At 36.3% G+C, this 17,505-nt stretch carries 15 protein-coding genes; 4 read left to right on the plus strand and 11 right to left on the minus strand.

Translation table 11 applies throughout. The features are described from left to right. Window positions 1-36 precede the first annotated feature (36 nt). Entirely contained in the window at window positions 37-1,296 is a 1,260-nt protein-coding gene (locus B5488_RS16365; protein WP_079736228.1) for a hypothetical protein, read from the minus strand. A gap of 281 nt (window positions 1,297-1,577) precedes the next feature. Here B5488_RS16365 and B5488_RS16370 point away from each other — a divergent pair, with 281 nt between their 5' ends. Next, the gene (locus B5488_RS16370; RefSeq protein WP_079733415.1) at window positions 1,578-2,573 is read left to right on the plus strand and encodes an IS1595 family transposase; all 996 of its coding nucleotides are present in this window, start codon (window positions 1,578-1,580) and stop codon (window positions 2,571-2,573) included. On the opposite strand, the gene B5488_RS16375 is transcribed toward B5488_RS16370, so the two are convergent. From B5488_RS16375 to B5488_RS16405, 7 genes are all read right to left on the minus strand, one after another. Beyond that, window positions 2,570-2,938, minus strand: coding sequence for a hypothetical protein (locus B5488_RS16375; protein ID WP_079736229.1), 369 nt, complete (start codon window positions 2,936-2,938; stop codon window positions 2,570-2,572). The two genes, B5488_RS16370 and B5488_RS16375, sit on opposite strands and share 4 nt — an antisense overlap. A 284-nt stretch (window positions 2,939-3,222) precedes the next feature. Beyond that, window positions 3,223-3,717, minus strand: coding sequence for a DUF2231 domain-containing protein (locus B5488_RS16380; protein ID WP_079736230.1), 495 nt, complete (start codon window positions 3,715-3,717; stop codon window positions 3,223-3,225). 1 nt (window position 3,718) lies between these two features. Next, window positions 3,719-4,036, minus strand: a complete 318-nt coding sequence (locus tag B5488_RS16385) for a hypothetical protein (protein ID WP_079736231.1) — start codon at window positions 4,034-4,036, stop codon at window positions 3,719-3,721. A gap of 118 nt (window positions 4,037-4,154) precedes the next feature. Then, window positions 4,155-5,531, minus strand: coding sequence for a TolC family protein (locus B5488_RS16390; protein WP_079736232.1), 1,377 nt, complete (start codon window positions 5,529-5,531; stop codon window positions 4,155-4,157). An 8-nt stretch (window positions 5,532-5,539) separates the two neighbouring features. After that, window positions 5,540-6,913 carry an HlyD family secretion protein gene (locus B5488_RS16395; RefSeq protein WP_079736233.1) on the minus strand — a complete coding sequence of 458 codons (1,374 nt, stop codon included), beginning with the start codon at window positions 6,911-6,913 and terminating at the stop codon, window positions 5,540-5,542. A 2-nt stretch (window positions 6,914-6,915) separates the two neighbouring features. Then, window positions 6,916-8,580, minus strand: coding sequence for a peptidase domain-containing ABC transporter (locus tag B5488_RS16400; protein ID WP_079736234.1), 1,665 nt, complete (start codon window positions 8,578-8,580; stop codon window positions 6,916-6,918). Between the two features lie 187 nt (window positions 8,581-8,767). Further along, complete coding sequence (locus B5488_RS16405) at window positions 8,768-10,051, minus strand: Kelch repeat-containing protein (protein ID WP_079736235.1); 1,284 nt, start codon at window positions 10,049-10,051, stop codon at window positions 8,768-8,770. A 125-nt stretch (window positions 10,052-10,176) separates the two neighbouring features. On the opposite strand from B5488_RS16405, the gene B5488_RS16410 reads away from it, so the two are divergent. Next, window positions 10,177-10,827, plus strand: coding sequence for a flavodoxin family protein (locus tag B5488_RS16410; RefSeq protein ID WP_079736236.1), 651 nt, complete (start codon window positions 10,177-10,179; stop codon window positions 10,825-10,827). Window positions 10,828-10,869: 42 nt separating this feature from the next. Here B5488_RS16410 and B5488_RS16415 read toward each other — a convergent pair whose 3' ends face one another. The 3 genes from B5488_RS16415 to B5488_RS16425 all read right to left on the minus strand — a co-directional run bounded on the left by B5488_RS16415 (window position 10,870) and on the right by B5488_RS16425 (window position 13,591). Next, a complete protein-coding gene (locus B5488_RS16415) occupies window positions 10,870-11,022 on the minus strand; it encodes an SsrA-binding protein (RefSeq protein WP_079736237.1) in 153 nt (50 codons plus the stop codon). A 187-nt stretch (window positions 11,023-11,209) separates the two neighbouring features. Then, window positions 11,210-13,222: a M56 family metallopeptidase gene (locus tag B5488_RS16420; RefSeq protein WP_079736238.1), complete on the minus strand. Its 2,013-nt coding sequence runs from the start codon at window positions 13,220-13,222 to the stop codon at window positions 11,210-11,212. A gap of 3 nt (window positions 13,223-13,225) precedes the next feature. Then, window positions 13,226-13,591 (minus strand): BlaI/MecI/CopY family transcriptional regulator, encoded by a 366-nt coding sequence (locus B5488_RS16425; RefSeq protein ID WP_079736656.1) that lies wholly within the window; start codon window positions 13,589-13,591, stop codon window positions 13,226-13,228. A gap of 131 nt (window positions 13,592-13,722) precedes the next feature. Here B5488_RS16425 and B5488_RS16430 point away from each other — a divergent pair, with 131 nt between their 5' ends. Continuing rightward, window positions 13,723-14,670, plus strand: a complete 948-nt coding sequence (locus B5488_RS16430; protein ID WP_079736239.1) for a calcium/sodium antiporter — start codon at window positions 13,723-13,725, stop codon at window positions 14,668-14,670. Between the two features lie 122 nt (window positions 14,671-14,792). After that, on the plus strand, window positions 14,793-16,979 hold the full coding sequence (locus B5488_RS16435) for a glutamine synthetase III family protein (RefSeq protein WP_079736240.1): 2,187 nt from the start codon (window positions 14,793-14,795) through the stop codon (window positions 16,977-16,979). Window positions 16,980-17,505: the final 526 nt, after the last annotated feature.

Here is a 17,505-nt window from a genome sequence, read left to right on the forward strand (position 1 = left end):
TTTTATACTGAAAAGCACCGCTCTGGCGGTGCTTTTTTATTTAGTTAATGCTTTTATGATTCGTTGTTCATTGATTAGAACATCCCGGAATAATACATGGGGAAATTGATTGTATGAAGAGACTTTAAAAGCCTCGTAGATTTTAAGCAGGGAAGCGGCAGTAATCAAAGATAAATTTAGTTCTACGTTCATTTCTGAGTCTGTAATAAAATCATCACTAAATTCTGGAGCTAGTAGAAGAATTTTAATAACCCTTCTGTCCATTTTTTCAACTCTCGATTTATATGCTTTTAATTGTCTGGAGACAGTACTAAATTTATTATAACCTTTCTCTTTTCTGGTTTTACATTCTACAATAATTACATCTCCGTTTTCCAAATGCAAAAGAATGTCCATTATATCTTTATTTGAATTAAGAGATTTCTTTAATTCTTCATCAACATTGAATCCTAGATCTTGAAATATTTTTCTGGTTAATTCCTCAAATTTTAGTCCCAGTTCACTTTCTTTCGTGGTAATTCCATTTTCTTTGAGCGCGTTTAAATCACGGTAAGCCACCTTTTCATAATTTTCTAGAAAAAGATTTTCGGCATCTTTGTAATGTTCCAAAATATTAAGAATGTTATTACCTCGTTGCTTAATATCGTTTTCTAAAATAAACTTTTTTAGATCTTCTTTTTCTATCAAATCGAGGATATCCCGTGGTTTAATATTATAATTTATAAGGAATTCACCTTTTAGAACAAACTCGTCTTGGAGTTCGAACTGCTCTTTTATTTGTTTGTTTAATTTGGGAAGTGAATTATTGAGTTCGTCCATCATCTTTTCAAATCCGTCCAGGGCAATATTTATATTGTCATCCCGCTCAATACTTTCGAAATAATCAACAAGGCTTTCAATTTTTTCATCTATGGTACTACCTCTTAAGTTTTGAATATCTAAACCTTTTTCAACAAGATCATTTAGAGATTTCTTTCGCTCTGTTAGTGTGGTTCCCTTTTTATGAATATCCTCTGCTAATAAATGTTTAAATGAAATGCCTTCCTTAATTATCAAGTCAATTTTATTACTAAGACTTTCTTTGGTTTGAATACCGTGATTTCTTGCAATTTGATTAATTACCGGTTCACGTAAAATACGTAAAGTTCTTCTCAAATATTTATCTGCCACTTCTTTACCCCGTAATTTCCGAAGCAATCTAACCATTTCATCAGCTATATAAATCGTATTTTCCTTTTTGGAAAAAAATATTACACCTATGTTTTTAAGGTTATTTATAACTTCGAGAATTTCCAATTTTTTGATAGGAATAATCGAATAATTAATAAGCTTTACTTCTTCCTGAGATAATTGTAATTCTTTTGAAAGGGTTAATATAATAGAGAGTTCATCGGAAGTTACTTTTGCATCCCTATTGTTAGCAATATCATTTTGATAAGCTGTGTGTAAACATTTTTTGTAGATACGATAATCTCTTTTTCTTTCCTCTGAAAATTCAGATTTGGGATTGCTTATTTCATTTTCTAAGCTTTGTTCTAAGATGAATATGTCTTATATTTGTGTAAAACTATATAGATATGATACCTTCAGATTTCAGGGATTTTTTCGTTAATAGTCCAGCGACTGTTCAACAAGAGATAGTGGCTTCGTTGCTATCATTGTCTTTGCAAGAAAGTGAAGTAAAGGACAGCAACGAGGCAAAAGCAGTTACCTGTCCTCATTGCTCAGAAAAGCGTGTTCGTGCCAATGGCAAGCTCAAAGGCGTTCAACGCTATGTTTGCAATGGCTGTAAGAAGAATTTCAGTGAGACCACAGGTAAGTTTTGGTATAATATAAAAAAGAAAGAGAAGTTAAATCGGTATTTATACTGTTTGTTGTCGGGCTACAGTATCAGGAAAAGTGCAGAAGAGACGGAGATATCAATTCAAACGTCCTTTGATTGGAGACATAAATTGCTCACGTCATTTTCCAGTGTTTCGGTAGAAGAGTTTCAGGGCATAGTCGAAAGCGATGACCTGTTCTTTGCCTACTCAGAAAAAGGAGGACGTCATTTAGGTAGAAAACCGAAAATGCGAGGAGAAAAAGCAAGCAAAGCAGGCATAAGTGATGAAAAAGTAGCTGTAGTGGCAACTTGTGATAGATCTGGAAACAAAGACTTTAAAGTGGCCACAAGAGGTCGTATCAGTAAAGAGGATCTGAATAGAATACTTAAAGGGAAACTTGATAAAGCTGACGTACTCTGCAGCGACAGCCATAGAAGTTATGGTGCTTTTGCAAAAGCCAACACAATTGCCCATAAAAAGTTCAACACCTCAAAGGGACAGCGAACCGTAGATAAGGTGTACCATGTCCAGAATGTAAACAATATGGATATGAGATTGAGAAAGTTCATGGATTCTTTCAATGGGGTAGCTACAAAATACTTACAGAATTACTTGAATTGGTTCTTGGTACTTGAAAAAATCAAGAACTCAACCAGTAAAATGGCAACAGTTACAGCCATTGCCTTTGCTTCAAATAGCGCATGGTACGAGTACAAACAACAACTATTCAATATGCTAATTAGAACTTAGCCATTTTCTACTATCTTTATTTTTCCTTTAATCGTTTTGATTTCTTTCTCATATAACCTGGAAAACCAGTCCTGTTTCATAATACAATTACCATCTCTTATAATTATATCGATCAATATATCAAGTTGGGAAGATGTTTCCTGAAATTCACATTTTAGATGATTATAGAACTCCTGATGAATTAATGAGAATACTCTGGTAATGTTTTCACTATCTGCTGATTTTAAACCTTTATCAGCCGAACTTAAGATCTTTTCAATTTCTCGTGAGTTTTTTGGTTGATCTGAAATTATATTGTCTACTACTTTAATAAAGGAATTCTTCTCAATTGACCCGAGACGGTCTAATATCTTCTCTAATTTCATAAAGGTTGGTTTAATGATAGATATGCGGCCTTAATTTAACCAGGAAAGTGTAGTAGGGTAAGTCTTTATTTCTAGTTAAGCCTTTCTAAATATATAAATAATTTGGGAATAAGCTTTTCTCGTTAAAATTAGCGCTTCTTATTTCTGTACAGTTATCTTATATAAAAATGTAGAAATACTATTTAGGCTATAATTTACAATCTCCTATTGCACATATCCAGAGAGAAAGATTTAGAGGCTTTATTGAAATAGTAACTCAAGAAATTATTTAAAAATGAAGTCTGTTAATTAAATTCGGCGCAATCTTCTGATGGTTGATAAACGCCTGCTCCCTGTTGGTAAACTAAGGTGGCGCCTAAATGTCCTACATACATAAGATAACCGGAGCCTATTGATAATGTGACGATACAGAGAATAGATAATAAATTTTTCTTTTGGGTAAGCAATCGAATTCTTGAAAATTTTAATAGATCAAGAAGGAGGGAGCCAGTAAAAAGCCACGCGGTCACATACGCCAGGTTTTGATGTTGTTTAAGAACGGTGGGATCACAAATTTTTCGTGAGACAATTCCATCGGCAAGATTACCGGTATAAATTGCAATCCAAACTCCTATCGTGCCTAATAAAAGTAGTATAGTTCCTCCTTGTTTCCAGACTTCTTTTGCCGAGCCCAGTGCTATTAACTTAAACAAAAAAGCAACTAATAAAATGGCGATAGGAAAATGAACGGACAGAGGATGAAAAACCTCTGTCCGCCAAAAATCAGGTAACTGATTCATTTTATTCCATAATTTTTACAGAAATAGGATCTAAACGTTTTCCTACTTTTTCTACTTCTACTTCAACTTTTTGACCTTCTTTCAATTCTGAAAAATCTACGGTGCTTCCATTTCGGGTTAACTCGGTAGTTTCCTTGAAATACAGCTCTAAAGTCTTGTTATCGTCTGTTTTTACGTAAATCTCATCTTTAGAAGCTTCAACCTCTTCTATTGTTCCCTGGTAAGTTCCAGATTCTACAGTATCAGTACTCTCTCCACAGGAAACCATAAAAAGAAAAATACCTAAAAAAGCAACTGATTTTAAAGTTTTAGTGATCATAATTTTAATTTTAGAGTTATTTATATATGAGCTAACTTACAAATTTGTAGTCTTAAATGCTTAAAAGAGATACTTAATTTTACAATATCAGTTTTTCATTCAAAAATATGAAGAATTTCTATTGTGCTGCATTGCTACCAAGGGCTTGTAAGTATTCTGCCTGGGTTTTTAAATATTTAACCTGAAGATCTAATTGCTCCAGCCTGGCTTCAATAAACCTGGTTTCGCGGGTATTTATTAAAAAGATTGAACTTTCTCCAAAATTGAATTTACGCACTTCGGCCTGAAGTAAAGCATTAGAATCAACAACCATTTGTTCCGTCATTTCAATTTGCTCTAAAAAGGCCTGAAGTTGTTGCTCTATGGCATTAATTTTCGCTTGTAACTGGTTGTCTTTTAGATTAAGCTCAAGTTTGGCGTCCTGTAACTCATATTCGGCAATCTTAAGATCACCCCGTTCCCTTCTTAGGAATAGTGGCATAGAAAATTTTACACCCGCCTTGTAAGAACTTGCATTAAAGGTTTCAAAATTATCGGGTTCTTCTGAAAGGAAATTATACTCCAAATCTACCTTTGGTAATAGCTGATTTATGCGATAACGTTTTTCTATTTGGAGCGCTTCTATTTTTCGCCTGTAAAATTCCAATTGCGGGTGAGTGTCTAAATTCGCTTCGGGAATTTCAGAAATTAAAGTACGGAATACTTCGTCGGTACTTACGGGTGTTACTTGTTCTTGCAAAATAAGGGGCTGATCCTGGTTCCATAAATACGTAGAAAGCTCCAATCTTTTTTTCCTGAGTTCTACCAATGCCTGGTTAGCCTGCAATCTTCGTTTTTGAATATTAAGGCTTGCTTCTACGGTGTCTATGCCTGCAACCTCACCTATTTGGGCGCCACGCCTAATTCCGCGATAGCGCTGGTTTGCATTTGCCAGAAAATCCTCAAAAATTTGTAATTTCTGGTGTGCTCTTACCCATTCAAAATACACAAAAGAGGCATCAAGAAGAATATCATTTATTATTAATTGTTGTTCGGCCCTGCTTTGCTGCCGGTATGCCTGCGCTTTACGTAAACCGGCCATTCGGGAATTAATCCAAAGTCCTTCTCCCAAAGATAAAATGACCCCGGCCTGAAACAGTCCGGCATCTGGCACCTTGTTCTGCGGATTAACATAAGCGCCCTGGCTTTGTTGAAATCCGCCTTTTAATTTTAATCCGTACCACATAGGTACCTGTAGTTGGGCATCAAGAAGGTCGTAATATTCGGTGCCTTTATATTCTTTTTCCTTATAATCTACTTCAAACCGGGGATCGAAGGCGCCTCTTGCCGATTGTACTTCGGCGTCGCCTATATTTCTAACCAATCCGGCCTGGCTAACTACAGGGTGTTCGCTTATTACGATATCTAAAAATTCGGTATAACTCAGGCTGTCTGTTTGGCCAAAAGCCGAAGAACAAATAAAGAATAGAATAGTAAAATAGTGTACTAAGCGCATTTATTTGCCTACTTTTTATTATTACTTTTTGCAGCTTGATTGTTAGAATTATCATCCGTTCCCGGTTCATAATAATTAGGTGGGAAACCGTTTAAATTTCGCCATAGCTCGTACCAAATTGGAACATTTTCCAGAAGGGCGATAGTTTGCGCCCCGCTACCAATACCTATTTGCTCCGGCCATGGATTATCTTCAGGATCGGGGGCGAGGAGTACCCGGTATTTGCCATTTTTTGAAATATAATTTTCCACCGCTACTACTTCAGCACCGTAGGTACCATAAGAAAGGTTGGGCCAGCCGCTAAAAATAATTGAAGGCCAACCATCAAATTGAATGCGAACATCTTCCCCCACGTGAATTAATGGCAAATCTAATGGCCTAACATAAGTTTCTACCGCCATTTGATAGTTGGAAGGCATAATACCTACTAATTGTTCTCCCTGGGAGAAAGTTTCGCCCAAACCGGCGCGCAAAGCTTTATTTACATACCCATCCTGAGGTGCCAGAATATAATATAAACTGCTGCGCTGTTCGTAATTTGAAAGCTGAATTTGAAGTTTATCAACTTCAGCGCGGGTACCAAATTGATTGCTTTGGGTGGTAAAAATTTCCTGCCGGGTTTTAGAAATTTTATCGGCATATTCGGCTCCAATTCGGTTTATTTCAATTTCAGCATTTATTACTTCATTTCGGCTTGATAAAAGTTGATTTTCCTGTGCGATTAATTGGGCCTGTGCTTCCTGTAATCTTAAGCGCCTCGCTTCTAAATCGGTTAGCGATTTTAAACCTTCTTCCTGCAAGGTTTGCATACGTTCAAATTGCGTTCTGGCAATTTCAACTTCTGTTTTTGCTGCTTCCAGTTTAATACTGTCACTACGAACTTTTAAACCTGCCTGGGCCAGTTTATTGGTAGCCTGGCTTCGCTTTAATTCCCGTTCTTCTTGCTGTGCTTCTAATTGCTGCCTAAGGGCATTAATCTTTTCGTCATAGGAGTTGGCCGACTGGTTTTTTGCATCTATTTGACTGGAAGTTCTATTGATTAATAAGGGATCAAAATAATCGCTGCTTACTTCTGAAATCCTTAAAATAGTATCTCCTCTATTTACAAAATCACCTTCATTAATATACCATTGTTCAATTTTCCCGGGAATTGGAGATTGTATGGTTTGCGGCCGGTGCTCGGGACTAAGGGTGGTTACATTTCCGCTGGATCTTATATTTTGCGTCCAGGGTAGAAAGAGAATAATTATAAATAATAAGAACATGCCAATAAGTACCTTATTGAATATGGTGTAGTGTTTTCTATTAAAAACGAATTTTCCCGACCTGGATCCGGTAATATCTATACGCTCGTTTAATTTTTCTTCAGAAATATTCAGCATATCTACACGGATTTAACGATTTTACCATCCTGCAATTCCAGGCGCTCATTACAAATATCTTTCCATAAATCGTCGTTACTGGCCACTATTATGCTCCATTTATGCTGCGGATCGGTTAAAAATTTTAATATCCTTTTCTTTTCCTGAGGTTCAAACTTTGTAAAAGGTTCTTTTAAAATGAGTATGGCCGGTTTTTTTACAATCGCCCTGGCCAGGATTATTCTTTGCGAAATAAGCGTAGACAGGTATCTTCCTTCAGGATGAATTTGAGCGTAGATGCCGTTGTTTTGCTCTTTTACAAAATCTTTTAATCCAGCATGTTCTAATGCCCAATCTATATCCTGATCTGAGATAGATTCATCTCCAAAAGTTATATTTTCCCAAAGGCTACCTTCAAAAGGGATTTCGTCGGGTAATAAAGTGCCGAGATATTGCCTGTATTCATTTAAAACCAAAGTATGCCGGGCAAGATCGTTTACATAAATTTTTCCTTTTGTAGGGCTAAAAATTCCGGAAACTAATTTTAATAGGCTGGTCCTGCCATTACCTGCCGGCCCTGTAATTAACAGGGATTCCCCGGGCTTAAGTGTAAAATTGATTCCATTTAAAACTGAATAGCCATCGGGCTCAAATGCCACATCTTTAAACTCGAGTTTAATACCATTGGTAGGGTTTACAGCATTTTGATTTTCGGAAGCTTCTAAGGGTTTATCTACAACCTGCCCCAGTTTTTCAAGAGAGGTAAGGGTATCGTAAATATCTTCAAGGCCACGTATCATTTTCTCTACTGAAGAAATAATCAATAAAATAATGATCTCGGCGGCTACAAATTGTCCAATATTCATTTGTTGATTTAAAACCAACATCCCTCCAATAGCTAAAAGTCCACCGGCCACAAGAACTTTAAAAACAATAAGTTTGATGTATTGAATTTTAAGAATCCCAAAATGCTCTTCCCGTTCTCTAAGGTATTTTTCGGTGAGTTTGTCATTTTTATCCAGCGCCAGCCTGCTACGTCCAGAAATTTTAAAACTGTTCAAATTTCGGGCAACTTCCTGAATCCAGTGAGCAACCAGGTATTTATTTTTAGATTCATCTAAGCTGGTTTTTAAACCTTTTTCAGCAGTAAATTTAAAAACTATATAAAGTAATAACACCAATAATAATCCATATAGAATGAAGAATGGATGATAAAGGGAGAGTAAAATAACCCCAAAAACAACCTGAACTGTGGCCGCGGGGAGATCCAGTAAAATTTTACTTACTCCTTTTTGCACTTTTAAGGTATCAAAGAATCGGTTTGCTAATTCCGGCGGATAGATATTTTGTAAAGCTTCACTTTTAATTTTTGGAAAACGATATGAAAACTCAAAACTGGAACGGGTAAATATTTTTTGTTGAATGTTTTCTACCAGTCTAAGTTGTAGTAATTCAAAAACCCCAACCAAACCTACTGCGAGAGTTACTAAAATCACTAAAATAACCCAGCTGGTACTAACTTTTCCTCCCTGAATTAAATTTACAATGGCCTGGATGCCCAGGGGTACTGCTAAATTTATTAAACCGGCGAAAAGTGCATAAAATAGAATATGACTTACATCGCGCTTATCTAATTTAAGTAAATTCCAAAGTCTTTTTACCGAAGTACCAGGTTTAGTTTTGCTCATCAATTAATACTATAGCAGTTTAAAAAGTGATTTTCCATAATATGCAAAAATAATTTTCAAAAGAATTTTTCGTCAGGGTTTAATCAAATTTTAACGCTTGTTTTGCTATAATTTCTGTTCAGTAAGCCTGATTAATTGTATGAAATCTGAATGCAAATTTATTTGTTCTAATAAGAATGGTAAAGAACTATTTCTCGTTTTTTCTATTTATACTCACCTTAAGGCCTTCTTTTTTACCTGCTCTTTTAATAAATAGTTCTCCGGGGGTTTGATTTCCTTTTATTTTTAATTCAAATTCTGAACGTGGAGCTAAAATAAACGGGAGACTTCTCTTATTTATTATACTAAAGTTATCGCTAATGGTTATCCCGGTGATTACAATTGCCTGGTTGCCTCCTTTATGAGAAATTCGCACACTTTTAGTTTCTTCTTTTGAAAAATTAAGATTGCCTTCTGATGCTTTTAACTCGCCCGCCAGGATAGCATTGGTGCTAAAATTAAGGGAATTGTCTTTCGAAAAAACTTCAAAAGAATTAAGCTCGGGACCACCACCGCGATTTCCACTGCCTGCACCAATAATAATTTGTTTATTTATGGTGATTGCCTGGGTACCGTGCCTACCTGTTTTTAATGGGGGCAGGCTGTCCCATTTTCCTTTTGCAAAATCAAAAATTTCAGCTTCATTATGTGCAGCTTCCTGGGCATCGCTTTCACCTCCCAGAATTACAGGATTATTGTCTAAAAGTCCAATTGCCGTGCCGCCCCTTGGCGTAGGAATTTCAGCAATAGTTTTCCATTTTTCCGCATTAAAATCATAAATATCTGTGGGTTTAACCGTACCTGCAAATCCGTTGCCTTCAATACTTCCCGATTTTCTTCCGCCGGCAACAAAAAGTATATCCCCGGTTATTGCGGCCTGAAAGTGGTCTCGTTCATTTGGCGAATTTGGAAGTTTTTTCCATTTATTATTATAAACATCAAATTCATCAAACCAGTTTACCCAACCTGAGGTATGCCCATTGGTAATTCCGTTTATCAAATAAATCTTTTTATCTTTTACCGCAACCCCGGCAGCACCACGTCTTCTATCTGCAGGAATTTCTGGGCCTTTAATCCATAGATCTTCCAGTGGATCGTAAATATAGATATTCGGGATAGGGTCTTCATCTGGCCAGCCACCGGTAAAAGCGCCTAGAATATAAACAAGTCCGTCCAGGCTAACTGCCTGGGTATGGTGAATTTCCAGGGGAGGTTGCGCACCTTTTTTCCATATTTGGTTTTCGGTGTCGTATATATCTATTGGTTTATTTCCACGACCCCCAATTAAAATAAATCGCTTTCCTGCCTGTACAAAGGCATTCTCGTGGCGTTCTTTTGCTTTTTCATTTGCGGGAAGTTTCTTCCAGGATTGAGAATTAAGACTAATTACAGAAAAACAAAAAATGCTAATTAAAAGGTATTTTTTCATCATTATATAAAATAATTTACTATAAATATAGAGTTTCTAACAAGAAACTAAGGTAGGTTTAACCAAGCCTTAACTGCTTTAGGTTTCTCTTTTTAATAAGTTGCAGGGTAAACCATAAAATCTAAATTATGAAACTGAAAGCTTTATTTTTGAATTGTACCCTTAAAAAATCTCCTAAAACTTCTAATACTGAGGCCTTTATTGAAGAAGCTGAAAAGGTTTTTAATGACCTTGATGTTTCTACCGAAATTGTTCGTGTAGTAGATCATGATGTGAAATTTGGAGTTACCTCTGATGAAGAAAATGGAGATGAATGGCCTAAAATTTTGAAGAAGGTTAAGGCTGCCGATATTTTAATTCTTGCCACCCCAATTTGGCGCGGAGACCGGGGTGCTGTTGCCAAAATGGTTGCCGAACGTTTTGACGGAATTATGGAAGAGGGAAGCGAAGAAAACGGCCAATTCCCAACCTATAATAAAGTGGCTGGGGTAATGGTAGATGGTAATGAAGACGGTGCTAAAAAAGCGATCTCCAGTATGGTTTTTGACCTCTCGGAACACGGATTTAGCGTTCCGGTTAACGGATTTTGCTATTACGTTGGGGAAGCCGGCCCTGGGCCAAGTTATATTGAAGCCGAAGGGAATAAACACGAATTCACCAATAATATGATGTTGCTCATGGCGCACAACCTGGTGCATTTAGCCAAAACTTTAAAAGAAAATCCGTATCCTACTAATGTGAAAAAACTGGAAGAGAAAGCTAAGGAAATGAGTAAGTAGGAAACGGTTTGGACATTTTATAGAAAGCTCTTAAGGGCTTTTTTAATCTAAAGAATTCCTGGTTACCCAGGACTTCCAACCAATAATAGCCATTTGTACTTTGCTGGCTTTTCTTAGGTCCAGTTCTTTTTCGGTATAATTGGGAAGGACTTTTTTGTTGAGTTTAGATAGCGCTTTAAAGAATTTCTTTTTCATAGTTGGTTGGTTTACTCGATAATCGAGATTTAAGTGCCCGAAGGCCCGACTCGAAAAAAAAAGATCATTTTATATCACTCGTGAGTTTTCTTCGAGGTCGTTTCCTTCAAAGATATTGAAAATCAGTCAAAAGAAAAAGGCAGGTGATGAGCCTGCCTTTAAATTCAAATTAAAATAAAAAACGAAATTATTCTTCGGTGTCTTTTTCTTTCCTGGTAGTAACTTCTATAGCTCCATAATTAGCTTCTTCGCCATATTTTTCTATGGCAACTTTGCCTTTCAGGACATTTACTTTTTCAATATTCTTAGGGGCAAGTTCTTTTAACGTGGCTCCATTTTTCTTTTTACCATCAATTATGACTACCGGGCCAATTTTTTCTTCATCATTAATGTAAAAACTGGTTGTTTCGCCAGGTTCTTTATTCCACTGGAAAGCATTGATGTCTTCTCCTGTGCGAAAGCTGATTTCCTTTCCATACATAATTTCATTAGCGGTTTTCTTCTTAAAACTTTGAATTCCAACAGAATGTGCTTCTATTTTAATTACTTTTTTTTCAGATTCCTTTTTAGATTCATCCAAAATTTTAGTAGTAATAATTACCGCGCCGTTTTTGGCTTCTTCGCCATACAGGGAAATTGCGCTTTCGCCTTTAAGCACGTTAACGCTTTTAATTAGATTTTTATCGATTAGCTCAATAATTTCCTTTTTGCTTTTTTCGCCATTTAAGATATAAAGTGGATTACCCGGGATTTCTTGAGGGTTTTTAGAAGTTTTTGTAGTGATAAGTATTACTCCATTTTCACCTTTTTTCCCAGCTTCATTTATTGCTTTTTCTCCTTTAAGTACCTGCATTTCGGCTATTTCATCTGGGTTTAATCTCTCTGCATCTTCCATAGAGACTATTTTTCCATCAATTTTATAAACTAAATCTTCAGGAAGTTTCTTATTTTCTATAGATTCAACTTCGCGTTCCACTAATTGTGAGTTAGTGGGTTCGTCTAATTTTTTATTACTAATTGAAATAAAAGCGATTTTTCCGTTTTCGTGAAATTTGGCGCCGATTTTAAACGGTAGCATGTTCCCATCTTTATCAGTTTCTGACTGGAATTTCCGGGTATCTCCTGTTTTTAAAGTATAGGTAATATGAATATTTTTTAGCTTATTAGCTGAATACCTGAGGTCACGCCACTCAAGTTTCACCAATTTTTCAGCGAAAGCATCTTGATATTTATCAAGATCTGCTTCTGAAGTGTTTTCTGAAAAATGGGCTTCTAAAACTTTTTGATCTTCTTCAGAATTTATAGTGAAGGTCTTATTGTTTTCCGAAGGATTTATACTGGCCTGTGTCTTTACATTAAAAGCGAGCATAAAGGCCAAAATCAAAGGGAAAACAAGGCTTATTTTCCATAGTCCAGAATTTTGATTTGATTTTTTATTCAGCATAAGAATTCGTTTTTTGATGAATGATTGATAAAAATGATTGGTAAGCGCAGGTTGTAAGTTTGCAATAGAAACCTTTACCAGGGCTTGCTGATACGATTTTTTTGCTCCTGAAAGCGCCACCGTCTCCCTGTCGGCTATATATTCTAAATTTTGCTCCACGCTTTTTTTATACAACCAGCTCAAGGGGTTAAACCAGAGTAGGGCAGTGGTGAGGTTGGCGATTAATATATCTACAGAATGCCATTGGGCCGCGTGTATTTTTTCGTGCTGCAAGATCATTTTTAGATCCTTTTCTGAATGTGCCGCAGGATTGTAAACGATATATTTGAAAAATGAAAACGGACTTATCGTAGCATCGGTTTTTATGAATTTAACGTCTTCAGTTTTATAAATTGTACGCTGTTGCATGAGTTTAAAAATTTGGCGTAGTTGAAGCATAATTCTGATTAAGAAGAACGCTGCAACGAGAGAATAAACAATGCCCAGTACTTCCCAGATTCCAAAAGTTGCTGCTAGATCTTCTGAAGAAACATTGGTGCTTACCGGAATTTCGTTCAACGAAAAATTGTTGGATTTAACAATTACTTTCCGCGTAAAATAAACTGCAGGTAAAACCGCCGATGCCAGAATGCCGCCCAATAAAAACCTGCGGTTTACCTGGAAGCTGGTTTCGTTTTTCAACAAAAAAGTATAAGCCAGGTAAAAAATAGTAAGTATTCCCGCACTTTTAAAAAGGTAAATTAATAATGCTTCCATAAGTTAATCCTTTTTCTCCTTTTCTATAATCTCGAGAATTTCGCGAAGTTCATCGGCGCTAATTTTTTCTTCTTTAGCAAAAAAGGACACCATACTCTTATAAGAATTATCAAAAAAACGTTTTGAAGTTAAACTCATAATATGTTTTCTATACTCTTCTTTGGAGATCGCAGGATAGTATTGATGTGTGTTCCCATAGGCAGTGTGAGAAACAAAACCTTTGTCTTCCAAATGTCTTACAATCGTAGAAACCGTATTGTAATGCAATTTCTTGTCCTGGATGTGAGGGAGGATTTCTTTTACAAAAGCTTTCTCCAGTTGCCAGAGAATACGCATTACTTCTTCTTCTTTATTAGTTAATCTTTTCATCTTCATTTGTTTGGTTATTTCAAATATAACGTAATAAATAGTTTGTGCACTAATTTAATAGTTTCTTTTTGATTTATGATGCTTTTAAGTCTGGCTAACATGATTATTTTATCTTCGCAAAAAATTTTTAGATGAGTATTGTTTTTATTCTTATTGGTCTTGTTTTGCTTGTTGTAGGGGGGGAATTCCTGGTTAGGGCTTCTGTTGCCTTATCTTTTAAACTAAATGTCTCCCGAATGGTGATTGGGTTAACAGTAGTTTCTTTCGCTACTTCGGCCCCCGAACTTTTAGTAAGCTTGCAGGCTGCCTTAAGTGGATTTTCTGATATTGCCTTAGGAAACGTAATAGGATCTAATATTGCTAATTTAGGTCTTGTGCTGGGAATTACCGCTATAATCTCATCTATAGCAGTAGATAGGGAGTTTTACCGGTTTAACTGGCCGGCAATGATGCTTTTTTCTATTGTGCTTTATTCTTTTTTAAGTACCGGCGGAAATATCTCGCGTTTAGAAGGCCTTATCTTATTTTTAGCACTTATTCTCTTTTTATTTTTATTGATAAGACGATCTCGAAGAAAAACTGAAATAGCAGTAGAAGGTATAGATGATTCTTTAAAAGATACTTCCAATTTTAAAATGATTATCTGGTTAATTATCGGTGGTGTGGCGCTTTGGGGAGGCTCAGAACTTCTGGTAGATGGTGCGGTAGATCTTGCTACCAGGCTGGGGGTGAGTGAAAGGGTGATTTCGGTTACAATGATCGCAATAGGAACCAGTGTTCCAGAACTCGCAGCTTCAGTTATCGCAGCTTTGAAAAAAGAAAAAGCGCTTTCCCTGGGAAATCTTATAGGGTCTAATATTTTTAATATCGGCTCGGTTTTAGGAATTACAGCGATGATTCAACCTATTTATCTTCAGTCAGATCAGCTCCTTACCAACGACATTTTCTGGATGATTGGCATTGCATTTGCCATTGCTCCGCTAGCTTTTCTTCCAAAAAGATTTCTTTTCAGCAGGTATAAAGGTGTGATTTTATTCGTGAGCTACGTAATTTTTACGGGTTTTGCATTTTTGGGTTAATTTTAAGGGGGTGTTTTAAGGAAAACATAAAAATTTAAATCAGGGTGTAGTTGTTTGGTGGGGTGTGTGTAAAAATACATACATTTGGTAGCTGAAATTGAAAATTATCAAACAACACCAATATGTCAACTTTACGATTTGAAGCTTTAAAAGAAACTTTTAACCGCAAGCCGGTTAAGATAAAAGAGCCGGCCAGAAGGTCTGAGCTTTTTGGAACAAATGTGTTTAACGAAGCCTCCATGAAGCAATACCTTACCAAGGAAGCTTACGAGAATGTGATGGAAGCTATAAAAACAGGTAAGAAAATTGACCGTAGAGTGTCAGATCATATTTCTACCGGAATGAAAGAATGGGCCATTGCAAAAGGGGCAACCCACTATACCCACTGGTTTCAGCCTTTAACCGGAGCAACCGCAGAAAAACATGATGCTTTTTTTGAAACTCAAAGTGATGGTACTGCAATAGAGAAATTTGGTGGTGGTGCTTTGGTGCAACAGGAACCAGATGCCTCAAGTTTCCCGAGTGGAGGAATTAGAAATACTTTTGAAGCCCGTGGTTATACTGCCTGGGATCCTACTTCTCCTGCTTTTCTTTGGGGAACAACCCTTTGTATTCCTACTATTTTTGTTTCTTATACCGGTGAAGCTTTAGATTATAAAACTCCGCTTTTAAGAGCATTACAAGCTGTAGATCAGGCTGCAACTTCGGTAGCTAAATATTTTGATAAAAATGTTTCAAAAGTAACGGCAACCTTAGGATGGGAGCAGGAATATTTTCTTATCGATTCTGCTTTAGCGGCAACCCGTCCCGATCTTACTTTGGCGGGCCGTACTTTGCTGGGACATTCGCCGGCAAAAGGACAGCAATTAGACGATCATTATTTTGGTTCAATCCCTTCAAGGGTATTGGCTTATATGCGTGATCTGGAAATTGAGTGTATGAAACTCGGTATTCCGGTAAAAACGCGTCACAACGAGGTAGCGCCAAACCAATTTGAGCTTGCACCTATTTTTGAAGAAGGAAACCTTGCCGTAGACCATAATTCATTGATTATGGATATTATGAGCAAGATTGCCGAAAAACATCACTTTAAAGTAATATTGCACGAGAAACCATTCGCCGGAATTAACGGGAGTGGGAAACACAATAACTGGTCTTTGGCAACAGATACCGGAACTAATTTATTAGCACCTGGTTCTACACCCATGAAGAACCTTCAGTTTTTAACTTTCTTTATTAATATTATAAAAGCCGTTCACGATAACGAAGAATTGTTAAGAGCATCAATAGCCAGTGCTTCCAACGATCATAGGTTGGGAGCAGATGAAGCACCACCGGCAATAATTTCAGCATTTATTGGTTCTCAATTAACCGAGGTGTTGGATGAATTGGAAAAAGTTACCGACGGCAAGCTTTCGCCTCAGGAAAAAACCGACTTAAAACTAAACGTAGTTGGTAAAATCCCTGAAATATTATTGGATAATACCGATCGTAACCGTACTTCATCTTTCGCATTTACCGGCAATAAATTCGAATTTAGGGCCGTAGGTTCCACCGCTAACTGCGGAAATCCTATGACGGTTCTAAATGCTATTATGGCTAAGCAACTTAACGACTTTAAAGCTGAAGTTGACGAGTTGATTAAAGGGAAGAAGATGAAGAAGGATGATGCCATCTTTAACGTTCTTAGAGAATACATCAAGAAATCCAAGAAAATCCGTTTTGAAGGAGATGGATATGGCGAAGCCTGGGAAAAAGAGGCCAAGAAACGTGGTCTAAGTAATAACAGAACCACGCCACAGGCATTAAAAGCTTTGACTTCTAAGAAAACCATCGCGCTTTATAAAGAATTAAATGTGATGAACGAAATAGAATTAGAAGCCCGTCACGAAATAGCGCTGGAAGATTACGCAATGCGTATTCAAATTGAAGGTAGGATACTTGGGGATATTGCAAGAAATCATATAATACCTACGGCAGTGCGTTATCAAAATATCCTTATTGAAAATGTGGAAGGTTTAAAGCATATTTACAATGAAGATTTTAAAAAGCATTCTGAAGAACAACTGGATATTATTGAATCTATTTCTGCCCATATCGCAAAGATTAATTCTGGGGTAAAACAAATGATTGAAGCTAGAAAAGTTGCCAATAAACTTGATGATATTGAGAAAAAGGCCTTTGCTTACTGCGATGATGTGAAACCTTATTTTGATGATATTAGATACCATTGCGATAAACTGGAACTGCTTGTAGATGATGAGCTTTGGCCATTAACCAAATACAGGGAATTGCTTTTTACCAGATAATTTTCTGAAGTAATAGAATAATAAAACCACGTGCGTAAAGCACGTGGTTTTTTGTTTTAGAACTAATTTAGAAGAGTTTTAAAGACCGGCTACTCAGCTAAAATTGTCTGGTATCTCCATAATTTAAAACATTACTTGGGAGCGTCTTCCTGATTTTAGAACATTTCCGCATTTTTTGAGCTAGTATATGCTGAAAAATACTTCTATAAGAGACAAAATTTATAAGTTATTTCCTACATTTTGTATTTTCAACTGATTTTCAAGAAGAGATTTCTTTAAATTTAATTTTAAGACAAGGAGATGTATATAAGTAAATGATTATCAATGTTTTATGTCTACTTTTTCGTTTCTGAAAATTGAATTGTTTATCCTAAACAAATTTTATAGGAAATTTCACACGATACCGATTAATTCAACTTCTTAAAGATTTGAAAACAATTTAGAGGTCTCTTTCCTTTTTAATAGAACTTCAAAGTTTTTAGAATTCAAAATTTCATAAACCCTCTGAAAACTAGAAGTTTAAAAG

This window comes from Salegentibacter salegens (genome assembly GCF_900142975.1).
GTDB classification, from domain to species: Bacteria; Bacteroidota; Bacteroidia; order Flavobacteriales; family Flavobacteriaceae; genus Salegentibacter; species Salegentibacter salegens.